This is a genomic window from Rhodococcus sp. P4_F3_2, from assembly GCF_056401335.1.
Map to the genome: position 1 here is coordinate 24,814 of NZ_JBFUJN010000040.1, position 11,088 is coordinate 35,901.

Annotated in this window: 11 protein-coding genes and 1 pseudogene; 6 read left to right on the forward strand and 6 right to left on the reverse strand. The window is 63.8% G+C overall.

Features of this window, described 5'->3' with window-relative positions:
* Positions 1-113 precede the first annotated feature (113 nt).
* Together AC1DWA_RS28765 and AC1DWA_RS28770 are read right to left on the reverse strand one after the other, a co-directional pair.
* Positions 114-1,613: a DUF7782 domain-containing protein gene (locus AC1DWA_RS28765; protein ID WP_029255257.1), complete on the reverse strand. Its 1,500-nt coding sequence runs from the start codon at positions 1,611-1,613 to the stop codon at positions 114-116.
* A gap of 26 nt (positions 1,614-1,639) precedes the next feature.
* On the reverse strand, positions 1,640-1,999 hold the full coding sequence (locus AC1DWA_RS28770; protein WP_019748237.1) for a DUF3099 domain-containing protein: 360 nt from the start codon (positions 1,997-1,999) through the stop codon (positions 1,640-1,642).
* Positions 2,000-2,082: 83 nt separating this feature from the next.
* Here AC1DWA_RS28770 and AC1DWA_RS28775 point away from each other — a divergent pair, with 83 nt between their 5' ends.
* Positions 2,083-2,319, forward strand: a complete 237-nt coding sequence (locus AC1DWA_RS28775) for a DUF3039 domain-containing protein (protein ID WP_003942602.1) — start codon at positions 2,083-2,085, stop codon at positions 2,317-2,319.
* Here AC1DWA_RS28775 and AC1DWA_RS28780 read toward each other — a convergent pair.
* Positions 2,292-3,539 (reverse strand): YihY/virulence factor BrkB family protein, encoded by a 1,248-nt coding sequence (locus tag AC1DWA_RS28780; RefSeq protein WP_020907556.1) that lies wholly within the window; start codon positions 3,537-3,539, stop codon positions 2,292-2,294. The two genes, AC1DWA_RS28775 and AC1DWA_RS28780, sit on opposite strands and share 28 nt — an antisense overlap.
* Positions 3,540-3,795: 256 nt before the next feature.
* On the opposite strand from AC1DWA_RS28780, the gene AC1DWA_RS28785 reads away from it, so the two are divergent.
* Positions 3,796-5,574 (forward strand): DEAD/DEAH box helicase, encoded by a 1,779-nt coding sequence (locus AC1DWA_RS28785; protein ID WP_477847772.1) that lies wholly within the window; start codon positions 3,796-3,798, stop codon positions 5,572-5,574.
* Positions 5,575-5,707: 133 nt separating this feature from the next.
* Here AC1DWA_RS28785 and AC1DWA_RS28790 read toward each other — a convergent pair whose 3' ends face one another.
* Positions 5,708-5,899, reverse strand: coding sequence for a DUF7455 domain-containing protein (locus tag AC1DWA_RS28790; protein ID WP_003942643.1), 192 nt, complete (start codon positions 5,897-5,899; stop codon positions 5,708-5,710).
* A gap of 234 nt (positions 5,900-6,133) precedes the next feature.
* On the opposite strand from AC1DWA_RS28790, the gene AC1DWA_RS28795 reads away from it, so the two are divergent.
* From AC1DWA_RS28795 to AC1DWA_RS28810, 4 genes are all read left to right on the forward strand, one after another.
* Positions 6,134-6,511 (forward strand): DUF952 domain-containing protein, encoded by a 378-nt coding sequence (locus AC1DWA_RS28795; protein ID WP_477847773.1) that lies wholly within the window; start codon positions 6,134-6,136, stop codon positions 6,509-6,511.
* Positions 6,512-6,597: 86 nt separating this feature from the next.
* A complete protein-coding gene (locus AC1DWA_RS28800) occupies positions 6,598-7,080 on the forward strand; it encodes a cation:proton antiporter regulatory subunit (protein ID WP_021344116.1) in 483 nt (160 codons plus the stop codon).
* Positions 7,081-7,087: 7 nt separating this feature from the next.
* Positions 7,088-8,260 carry a cation:proton antiporter gene (locus AC1DWA_RS28805; protein WP_003943778.1) on the forward strand — a complete coding sequence of 391 codons (1,173 nt, stop codon included), beginning with the start codon at positions 7,088-7,090 and terminating at the stop codon, positions 8,258-8,260.
* Between the two features lie 21 nt (positions 8,261-8,281).
* Positions 8,282-9,091, forward strand: a complete 810-nt coding sequence (locus AC1DWA_RS28810) for a tyrosine-protein phosphatase (protein ID WP_047888402.1) — start codon at positions 8,282-8,284, stop codon at positions 9,089-9,091.
* Between the two features lie 22 nt (positions 9,092-9,113).
* On the opposite strand, the pseudogene AC1DWA_RS28815 reads toward AC1DWA_RS28810, so the two are convergent.
* Positions 9,114-10,484 (reverse strand): annotated as a pseudogene (locus tag AC1DWA_RS28815) (RNA polymerase sigma factor); the annotation flags it as partial.
* Between the two features lie 112 nt (positions 10,485-10,596).
* The coding region (ppgK, locus tag AC1DWA_RS28820; protein WP_477917370.1) for a polyphosphate--glucose phosphotransferase at positions 10,597-11,088 on the reverse strand (492 nt) is incomplete at its 5' end.

Sequence of the window (11,088 nt, forward strand, 5' to 3'; positions counted from 1 at the left end):
AGTTCCGGGAAAGTTCCCGCGCCGATTTCCGCTAGAACGCCGTGACCTGCAGTTATTTCCCAGTCGTCCTGAGAAGTTGCTGAGAACACAAAAATCTGCAACTCACCGGGAACTCAGTTCGTGACGGGAAGCACCAACCCGTGCCGGACAAGCGAGACCAGCAATGTGACGACGGCCTCACGTAGCTGGTCCGGGTCTTCGCCGTTCGCCGCGGCAAGAAGTTCGACCAGTTCGTCGACCACCAGTCCGTCCGCTCGGAGCCCGGCCAGCAGCGCAGCACCGAGCTCGTCGATCTCATGCTGCCAGTGCGGTCCGTTGCCGCGGTGCACACGCGTGACCACTTGCTGCCATCCCTCGTCGCCGGGGAGGTAGACGCGTTCGAGAGCCGTGTCCGGATCGAGGACGAATCGCTCCTCGAGGACGTCGTGTTCACGCAACCAGGCAAGACGGTCGAAGTAAGCGAGCGCCTCGGCCCCGAGCGGGTCCGAGAAGCCGTGCATGAGGTCCTCGGCCATCAGGTCGGTGGGGGAGTCGGTGCGGCGAAGGAACACGAAACCGAAGCCGACGCCCTCGACATCGGCTTCTTCGAGGTGATCCAGCCAGGCGTTTGCTCTCGATGCCGATTCCGGATCTCGCGGATCCTGCCCGCCGTCCTTGAGCCACGTGCCGACGTACAGAGCTGGGTCCGCCACGTCGCGCTGCACCACCCAGGCGTCGACGCCGTGCGCCGGCAGCCACGACGCGATCCGCGAACGCCAGTCGTGTCCTTCGATGTGCACCCACGAGGCCAACAGTGCTGCCGTGCCGCCGGGGTTCAGATAGTCGATCGAGCGCGAGATCATCAATTCGCTCGCACCGTCGAGATCGAGGCCGGAATCGCGGTAGGTGTGATGGACGCGTGCCTCGCCGACGACAAACGGGGGATTGGCGACCACCTGGTCGAAGGTTCGACCCTCGACGGGTTCGAACCAGGACCCCTGAAGCAGTTCGACGTCCAGTCCGTTGAGCGCCATGGTTGCGGCCGTGAGGTCGACGGCGCGTTGATTGATGTCGGTTGCGGTGACCGAATCGGCGTATGTGTTCGCGTGCAGGGCTTGGATGCCGCATCCCGTACCGAGGTCGAGCACGCTGCCGACCTTCGCGGTGGGCGTGGCCTGCAGCAAGGACAGTGACGCATGTCCGACGCCCAGCACGTGATCGGCCGTGGCCTTCTTGGGACGGATTCCGCCGTCGAGATCCGAGATCACCCAACGGTCGCCGTCGCCGACGTCTATGGGGCGAAGATCGACCGCGGCCCGCACGAGCGGATTCTCACTGTCGAAGTTTTCACCTTCGAGCAGGCCGGCGTCGACGCACTGCGCAATTGTCAGCGGAGTCAACGCCGCGGCGACGTCGCCTGCTGGGCAATCATCGGCGAGAAGGAACAGTCTGATGAGAACGCCCAGGTCCCCGAGTTCTCGGGTGGCGCGGCGCACGGGCACCGGCTCACTTCGGCCGAGAGCGGCGTGAACTTCGGGACCCAATGCCTCGAGCATGGTTCCCGTGTCGAATCGATTGCGAAGCAGAGCCTCACGCAGCGCAGGGGTGATGGACAGGAGCGTTTCGCTTCTCACCCCGTCATTCTCGCAGGCGGAACTTGTCAGCCTTCGATGGTGTGGTGCGTCGCGGATTCGATCTCGCCTGCGGTCTTCTTTCGTCCGTCGTATCGGCTCGGTTCGTCCTTGGTGCGCGGTGGTCGGTCGTTGGCGATCAGGACGGCGATCCAGGGAAGCGGAATGGATGCACCGATGATGAGCATCGAGATCCAGGCGTTGGCCCAGATGCCGTACGCGATCGCCGCGAGGATCAACGCCGGGAACCGGAAGGACATGATGATCATGTACTTGCGCACTCGGGCTTTGTGCTGTTCTTCGACGGACTTCTGCGCTTCGGTGATCAGTACGGGATTATCGGGAGTCCCGGCCTCGTCGGACCTGCCGAACGCGCCATTTCGTGCCATGACTCCACTGTTCCACTCTCGGCCGACAATTGCACACGACCCGTGGGTCGCACCGCTGTGACGGAGACGGCATTATTGGAGGGGTGAGCACTCAAACCAAGGAACGTCCCGACGTCTCCACCGACGAAACGACCGACGACGACACCCCGAAGTTCTTCCACTACGTGAAGAAGAACAAGATCGCCGAGAGCGCCGTCATGGGAACCCATGTCGTCGCGCTGTGCGGCGAGGTGTTTCCCGTGACGAAGTCCGCCAAGCCGGGATCACCGGTGTGCCCGGACTGCAAGAAGATTTACGAAGGGCTCCGCAAGGGCGACTGACCTCGGGTCACGCGCGCGGGAGTACTTCCGGAGCTCGGCGGATCGACAGCCTCGACGCAGTCGGCCGCCGGGCTCTTCGCGTCTGCCTGCGGTTCATCGCAGGGATCTTGGTCGGCGCACGAGTTCTGGCGCGACTCTGTTTGTCTGCTGCGGGGCCGCCCGTACGAGGGGACCGTGGCCGGATCCGCTTTGTCGCCCGAGATGCGGATCGGGCTGGTGGCCAGGTGCCAGGTCAGGTTGGTGACCGGACCGGTCTCGTCGTCGGTGTTCTGAGCCGCAAGCCACTCTCGCATCTGCTCCATCCGAGTGGCACGAGCCGGCCAGAACTCCTGAACCGTCGCGTTGAACTCGGCGCCGAGGACGACGGCAAAACCGAGGAAGAACGTGAAGAGCAGAAAGGCGATCGGCGTTGCCAGTGCGCCGTACGTGTAGCCGGTGCTGGTGACAAATCCCAGGTACCAGCGCAATCCGGTACTGGCGGCCATGAAGAACACACCGGCGACCAGCGCGCCCGCGAGCAGCCGATGCCACGGCAGCGACTTCGGTAGAGCGACTTTGTAGAGCGTCGTGAGGCCGATGATCACCAGCAGACCGACAGCGGGGTAGTAGAACGTGTCGACCAGATTCGAGCCGACCACGTACCAGGAGGCCGGCAGTGCTCGCCCGACGAGCGTCGGCCCGAGAGCTACCAGCGGCAGGATGAATACCGCCATCACCAGGAACATCACGTAGAGCAGCAGGGCGAAGATGCGCTGCCAGATGGGATTGCGCGCATCCTGCTGACCATGTGCTTCCACGATCGAGTCGACGAACGTACTGATCGCCGATGATCCCGCCCACAGGGAGAGCAGGAAGCCCACCGAGATGATCTCCGGTCGTCCGCGCTGAAGGACGTCCGTCACCGTCGGGCGGATGATCTGGTCGACGACGCTTTCGCTGAAGATCGTTCCGCTGAACGTGACGATCTTGGATTCGATGATCTCGACGGTGTTGGGTCCGAACCACCCACCGATGTAGCCGATCATTCCGAGAAGGCCCAGCAGCAGGGGAGCCAGTGACAGCGTTTGCCAGAACGCGGCCGTAGCCGCCTTTCCGAAGATGGAATCGTCCCAGGCCTTGCTCAGTGTGCGACCGATCAACTGCCCGGTGCGGCGTAGCGGATGCCATCTGCGGTGGTGCAGATCACTTCCGCTCGACTTCTCGCCTCGCGCTTCACTCATGATGTCTCCAGCATCCCTGACGACACACCCGGTTGCCCAACCATGGCGCCGACGTGTCGCACATTTCTGAGACAATTCGCGTGCAGGTCGGCAGGATGCGAGAGCAGCGAAACCTCGCCGGCCGGAGTGAGAACGGCCATGAGTACGCGCTTCGAGTGCGGCTTTCGTCGGTGGCGGCGGCTAGGCTCGTCGCCGGACATTGATGAAAATTCGAGGAGCGCGAGACAACAGTGCGATTCCAGTGGAGGCGCGGCCTATGACGTCTGAGACCGTGGCAGCCGAGTTCGGCAATTCGCCCGAACCCGCCGGAGCTCAATCCGCGGGAACCCAACCTGGCGCCCCTACCGGTTCCCTTCGTGCATGGCAGCGCCGTGCACTGACCAAGTACCTTTCCAGCAGTCCGCGTGACTTTCTGGCGGTCGCAACGCCGGGAGCAGGTAAGACCACCTTCGCTCTGCGGGTAGCTTCGGAATTGCTCCGTGACCGGACGGTCGACCAGATAACCGTCGTGGCGCCGACCGAGCACCTCAAGCACCAGTGGGCGGAGTCCGCTCAGCGATCCGGCCTGGCATTGGACTCGCGGTTCTCCAACTCGACCGGCCAGACGTCGAGTGACTATCACGGCGTCGTGCTGACCTACGCCCAGGTTGCCTCGCACCCGTCGAAGCACCGTGTGCGCACCGAGGGCCGCAAGACGCTGGTCATCCTCGACGAGATCCACCACGGCGGCGACGCCAAGAGCTGGGGCGACGCCATTCGTGAGGCGTTCGGCGACGCGACCAGGCGTCTCGCACTGACCGGAACTCCGTTCCGCAGTGACGACAGTGCCATTCCTTTTGTCGAGTACGAGCCGGACAAGGAAGGTCTGCTCCGCTCGAAAGCCGATCACTCCTACGGATACTCGGATGCCCTCAAGGACGGCGTGGTTCGCCCCGTCGTGTTTCTCGCCTACTCGGGCGAGGCACGGTGGCGAAACAACGCCGGCGAGGAATTCACCGCTCGGCTCGGCGAGCCGCTGAGCGCCGAGCAGACGACTCGGGCATGGCGTACGGCCTTGGACCCTGCCGGCGACTGGATTCCTGCCGTGCTGCAAGCAGCAGACACCCGTTTGGCGCAGCTGCGCAGTACGGGTATGCCCGATGCCGGCGGACTTGTCATCGCGACGGACCAGACAGTGGCCCGCGAGTACGCGAAGGCCTTGACAGCCATCACCGGCGAACAGCCGGCCGTCGTGCTGTCCGACGACCCCACCGCGTCCAAGCGAATCGCCGAATTCGGTGCGAGCGACCAGAAATGGATGGTCGCGGTCCGCATGGTGTCCGAGGGCGTCGACGTTCCCCGTCTGGCGGTCGGTGTGTACGCGACAAGCGCGTCGACCCCGCTGTACTTCGCTCAGGCGATCGGGCGCTTCGTGCGTTCGCGTCGTAAGGGCGAAACTGCCAGCGTCTTCCTGCCGTCGGTGCCGGTGCTTCTCGACCTTGCTGCACAGCTCGAGGCTCAGCGTGACCACGTACTCGGCAAGCCGCATCGTGAGAAGGACGGCCTCGAAGACGACCTGCTCGCCGATGCGAACAAGCAGAAGGACGAGCTGGGCGAGGAGGAGAAGGCGTTCACGTCCCTGGGCGCCGATGCCGAACTCGACCAGGTGATCTACGACGGATCGTCCTTCGGTACCGCGACATTCGCCGGAAGTGACGAGGAAGCCGACTACCTCGGTCTGCCAGGCCTACTCGACGCCGATCAGATGCGGGCATTGCTGCGTCAACGCCAGCAGACACAGGTCGAGGCCAACTCGGCCAAGGCCGCCACACCGCAACCCACGGCGGCAGTGGTATCCGATCGAGCGGCCACGGCAGATCAGCTCGGAGCGCTCCGCAAGGAGCTGAACGGGTTGGTGGCGATGAACGTTCACCGCACCGGCAAACCACACGGCATCATTCACGCGGAACTTCGCCGAGTGTGCGGAGGCCCGCCGACGGCCATCGCGACTGTCGATCAGCTGACCGAGCGCATCGCGATCCTACGCAGCTGGTAGCAGCCGATACCGGTCCCGTACGCTTCGCGTGCTTGCGGCCCCGGAACGGCAGAACGGGCGATCACAGTGAATGTGATCGCCCGTTCTGGCGTTCATGGCGCGCCTCGTGAAGAGGCCACCCCCGGCTGACAGGTCAGATTGCGGGTTCGCTTTCGGAGACGACGGCATTCATCTCGCGAAGTCGATCCGCGTGTTCGGTTGCGTGGTGTCCGCAGAAGAGAAGCTCGCCGCCGGTGGGAAGCACGGCGCGTACGCGTGCTCCGGCACCGCACCGGTCGCACCGGTCGGCAGCGGTCAACTGTGGGCTGGTCAGTGTTCCGGGCATGACTCCTCCGTACTGGCTTTGCGGCATTCGGGCCGCGTGCCTGGGGCCTGGTCCGCCGCGTCGGAATGGCGCGGTAGATCCACTCTTACAGACGTTTGGGGTTTACGGGTTGTTCCCGAAGGCGTTTCTTAGTGTTGTGTCTCACTGGAAATGCGCTGGGCAGGCATTCTCGGGTGAAGATTGTTCGCTGACAGCTGATTCGAATCGCCGACCTCAGCCCGATATTCTGGGCGGATGAACCCGGGACGCGAACCACTTGTCGACGAGAGCGTCGAGTTGCTCCACATGTGCACGCGCGAGGAATGGGCGCGGGCACAACAGCACGGCGAACGTATCCCCGACGGATTCGAGGCGGAGGGATTTGTTCACATGTCGACTCCGGCGCAAGTTCATCTCCCGGCGAATCGGATCTTCGCCGGCCGCGACGACATAGTCCTTCTCACCATCGATCCGGCCCTGCTCGGTGGTCAGGTCAAGTACGAACCGGGCGTCCCTTCTGACCCGGAATCGATGCGATTCCCGCATCTGTACGCCCCGATTCCGGTCGCAGCCGTCACCGCTGTCGTCGAGTATCTTCCGGACGAGAACGGCGTGTTTTCGCCGGTTCGGTAGGTCGCCGGTTCGCTCGCCGCGAAGTGCTCCCGGCGGATTGTGGCCCTCACGCGATGCAGGTCGCCGATCGGCGCTACCGTTGGTATATGAACGTAGAAGTCACCCCACTACCGGGGATCGGGACGCGCAAGGATTTTGTTCTGTCTTCCGGTCGTCGCGTGGGTGTCGTCACCCATCGGGACGGTCATACCGACCTCATCGTGTCCAAGGCAGACGACCCTGACGCGTGTGCTGCCTCGCTGCCTCTGACCACAGAGGAAGCGGCAGCGCTCAGCAATCTCCTGGGTGCCCCACAGCTCGTTGCGCAGCTCGAAGAAGAGCACCGTGACCTTCCGGGCATTCGAACCAAACAGCTCTACATCAAGGACGGTTCGCGCTACGACGGGCAGACCCTCGGGGACACCGGCATGCGCACGCGTACCGGAGTCTCCATCGTCGCCGTCATGCGTGCCGGACAGGTCAGCCCGTCCCCGAACCCCGACTTCACCTTCACCGGGGGAGATCTTCTCGTAGCAGTCGGAACGCCGGACGGTTTGGCCGCAGCGGCAAAAATCTTGGCCAACGGCTGACTGGCGCGTGGACACAACCACCCTCGCACTGATCGAACTCGGCGCGGTCTTCTTCGCGCTCGGACTGCTCGGACGGCTCGCTGCTCGCGTGGGGATGTCGCCGATCCCGTTCTACCTGATCGGCGGCCTGTGCTTCGGACAGGGCGGTTTCATCCAACTCGGAGACATCGGCGAGTTCTCCCATCTGGCAAGTGAGATCGGGATCGTCCTGCTCTTGTTGCTGTTGGGGCTCGAATACACCGCGGCCGAGCTCGTGACCGGTCTCAAACGCTCACGCGTAGCGGGCATCGTCGACATCGTCCTCAACGCGACTCCCGGCGCGGTGGTCGGCTTGATTCTCGGCTGGGGCGTCGTGGGGGCGACGGTCATGGCCGGCGTCACCTACATCTCGTCTTCGGGAATCATCGCCAAGGTGCTCAGCGACCTGGGGCGCCTCGGTAACCGCGAAACACCGGTCGTGCTGTCGATTCTGGTGTTCGAAGACCTGGCGATGGCGCTGTATCTGCCGATTCTGACCGCGATGCTTGCGGGCGTCAGCTTCATGGGCGGGCTCGAAGCGGTCGGGATCTCGTTGTTGGTCATCACCGTGGTTCTTGTTGTGGCCCTGCGATACGGGCGGTACGTCTCCGCGCTCCTCGACAGTCCCGATAGTGAGACGCTCCTGCTCAAGCTGCTCGGTGCCGCACTGTTGGTTGCCGGCATCAGTTCGGCGATGCAGGTGTCGGCGGCTGTGGGCGCGTTCCTCCTCGGGATCGCGATCTCGGGGTCGACGGCGCACAATGCCAGTCGCGTGCTCGAGCCCCTTCGAGATCTGTTCGCTGCAATGTTCTTCGTGGTCTTCGGTCTCAACACCGATCCCAGTTCCATTCCGCCCGTCCTCGGGTGGGCTGCGATCCTGGCCGTCGTCACCGCGATCACGAAGCTGATCACCGGCGCCTGGGCGGCCAGACGTCAGGGTGTCGCGCGAATGGGTCAAGCGCGCGCCGGTGCCGCCCTGATCGCCCGCGGTGAGTTCTCCATCATCATCGCCGGGCTGGCGGTGTCCGCGGGTGCGGTCGACGCCGAACTGGCGGCATTGGCAACGGCTTACGTGCTCCTGATGGCGGTCATCGGTCCAGTGGCGGCAAGAGTTATCGAACCGGTTGCCTCGTTGTACATCAAGGTTCGTACGAAGTCCTGATTGCGGCCCTATTCTGTCCGGATGTCGAACAGAATCGCCCGTCCCGCCGCGACAGTCCTGTGCGCGGTGATCCTCTCGTGCGGTCCGGTGCCGGCGCTCGCCGGGGGAATACCCGCGCTCGAACAAGCCGGACCTGCAGCTGCGCAGGTTGCCGCAGACCGATCGCTGCATCTCGAGGGTGCGTCGAACGCGCGTGACATCGGCGGCTACGTCACCGAGGAGGGGCGGACCGTTCGGTGGGGGAAGGTGTTTCGCTCGAATGCCCTCGACAAGCTGACGCCGTCGGATCTCGCGTCGTTGAGCGAACGCGGAGTGGAATCGGTGGACGACTTCCGCACGGTCGTCGAACGGACGCTCTCGCAGGACCGCATTCCGAACGGGGCACGAACCAACTGGTTCGACGTCATCGGAACCAACCCCGCCAACCTCCCGGCTCTGGTGGACATGCCCACGATGTACGCGTTGATGGCGACCGATCCGGGGGCGAGCCGCGCATTCCACGATGCTTTGGTGAACGTCGCGAACACCGAGGGTGCAGTCCTCTACCACTGCTCGGCGGGCAAGGACCGTACCGGCTGGATGACTGCGGTTCTTCTGACCCTCCTCGGCGTGAGCCGCGCCGACGTGAACGCCGACTACATGCTCAGCAACCAGTACCTCACCGGACCTCGCACCGGGAGTGCGTTCATCGACGGCGTCGAACAGTCGTGGCTGGACACGTCTTTCGCCACGGTGGATCGGGTGTACGGCAACTTCGACAACTACGTCCGGGACGGCCTGCAGTTGAGCGACGGGGACATCGCACAACTCCGGGACACACTCTTGGCCTGAGGCGGCAAACGAAGAAGAGCCGCATCGTCTTCGATTCGATCTGACGGATACGCTCACGCGTGACGCCGTAGACCTGTCCGATTTCGTCTAAAGTCCTCGGCTGGCCGTCGGTGAGGCCGAAGCGGAGGCGAACCACGCCGGCTTCGCGCTCGGACAGCGTCTCGAGTACCGACTGCAGCTGATCCTGCAGCAAAGTGAACGAGACGGCGTCGACTGCGACAACAGCTTCGGAGTCCTCGATGAAGTCACCGAGTTGGCTGTCGCCCTCGTCGCCGATGGTCTGGTCGAGAGAGATCGGCTCACGCGCGTACTGCTGGATTTCCAGCACCTTCTCCGGCGTGATGTCCATTTCCTTGGCAAGCTCTTCCGGCGTGGGCTCACGGCCCAGGTCCTGGAGCAGCTCACGCTGGATACGGCCGAGCTTGTTGATGACCTCGACCATGTGCACCGGGATGCGGATGGTGCGAGCCTGGTCGGCCATTGCGCGGGTGATGGCCTGACGGATCCACCACGTGGCGTAGGTCGAGAACTTGTAACCCTTGGTGTAGTCGAACTTCTCGACTGCACGGATCAGACCGAGGTTGCCTTCCTGGATGAGGTCCAGGAACGCCATGCCGCGGCCCGTGTAGCGCTTGGCCAGCGAGACGACCAGGCGAAGGTTGGCCTCGAGGAGGTGGTTCTTGGCGCGGTTGCCGTCGCGGCAGATCCAGCTCATGTCGCGTCGCTGAGCTGCAGGCAACTTCTCGCCCTTGTCAGCAAGATCCTGCATGATCTGCACGGCGTAGAGGCCGGCTTCGATGCGCTTGGCCAGTTCGACTTCCTCTTCGGCGTTGAGGAGTGCGACCTTGCCGATCTGCTTGAGGTAAGCGCGAACCGAGTCGGCGGACGCCGTCAGTTCGGCGTCCTTGCGTGCCTGGCGAAGAGCCTCGGACTCTTCCTCGTCCCAGACGAAGTCGCCGGAAGCCTTGTCCTTCTCGGACGGCTCTGCAGCGGTCTCTTCGTCTTCGCCGACTGCTACGACCTCGACGACATCGGACTCGACCTCGGCAAGGTCGCCGTCCGTGATGTCGATGTCTTCCAACTCGACATCGCCGTCTTCGGCATCAGGATCGCCGGCCTTCTTGGGGCTGGCCTTCTTAGCTGCTGCCTTCTTGGCCGGAGCTTTCTTGGCCGGAGCCTTCTTTGCTGCTGCCTTCTTGGCGGGAGCCTTTTTCGCCGGAGCCTTCTTGGCTGCCGGAGCGGTGACGGTGGCCGCCTCCACGGCTGGAGATTGTGGCTCTGACTCTGATGGAGAATCAGCAGTCTGACGTGTATCGGTGGCTGCCACGTACGCCCTTTCGTGACGGTGTCGTGCGGCGTCACGCCAGAGTGGTGATCCGGCGGAGAGGTCAATGGTTGTTGGCCGGCGCGCAGCCGGACTTCACCATTGTAACGACTCTCAGGAAACTCTTACGTCACGGCGGGCCGTAACAGGTAGATTTTCCGCTTTTCACGTGCAGGTTTTCTCATCCGGCGACGGGGGCCGGCCTGGTCAGTCCGACCGACGCGAGCGCAGCTCCGGCGATTCCCGCGGTGTTGAGGAGGGTGGCGGGGACGACCTTCGTGCGGTTGGTCAGGTGCGGAATCCACTTCTCGTGCTTGCGGCTGATTCCGCCTCCGGCGATGAAGAGATCAGGCCACAGCAGGTTCTCGAAGGTGGTCAGAACTCGGGAGACCTCGACCGCCCACTCCTTGTAGCTCCAGTCCTTTTTTTCCTTCACCGACGACGCCGCTCGATGCTCGGCTTCCTTGCCGTCGACCTCGAGGTGGCCGAACTCGGTGTTGGGCAACAGAACTCCGTTGTGCAACACGGCAGATCCGATTCCGGTGCCGAAGGTCAAGAGGATCACGACGCCGGAGGTGTCCTTGCCCGCTCCGAACGAGTCCTCGGCAATTCCGGCGGCGTCGGCGTCGTTGAGGACGGTGACTTCGCGCCCGCCCAGGGCCTTGCCGAAGAG

Excerpts from the sequence above, each read along its gene's own strand:
- AC1DWA_RS28770 (WP_019748237.1), bottom strand. The coding sequence starts at position 1,999 with ATGGCACGAAATGGCGCGTTCGGCAGGTCCGACGAGGCCGGGACTCCC.
- AC1DWA_RS28780 (WP_020907556.1), bottom strand. The coding sequence starts at position 3,539 with ATGAGTGAAGCGCGAGGCGAGAAGTCGAGCGGAAGTGATCTGCACCAC.
- AC1DWA_RS28785 (WP_477847772.1), top strand. The coding sequence starts at position 3,796 with ATGACGTCTGAGACCGTGGCAGCCGAGTTCGGCAATTCGCCCGAACCC.
- AC1DWA_RS28790 (WP_003942643.1), bottom strand. The coding sequence starts at position 5,899 with ATGCCCGGAACACTGACCAGCCCACAGTTGACCGCTGCCGACCGGTGC.
- AC1DWA_RS28795 (WP_477847773.1), top strand. The coding sequence starts at position 6,134 with ATGAACCCGGGACGCGAACCACTTGTCGACGAGAGCGTCGAGTTGCTC.
- AC1DWA_RS28800 (WP_021344116.1), top strand. The coding sequence starts at position 6,598 with ATGAACGTAGAAGTCACCCCACTACCGGGGATCGGGACGCGCAAGGAT.
- AC1DWA_RS28810 (WP_047888402.1), top strand. The coding sequence starts at position 8,282 with ATGTCGAACAGAATCGCCCGTCCCGCCGCGACAGTCCTGTGCGCGGTG.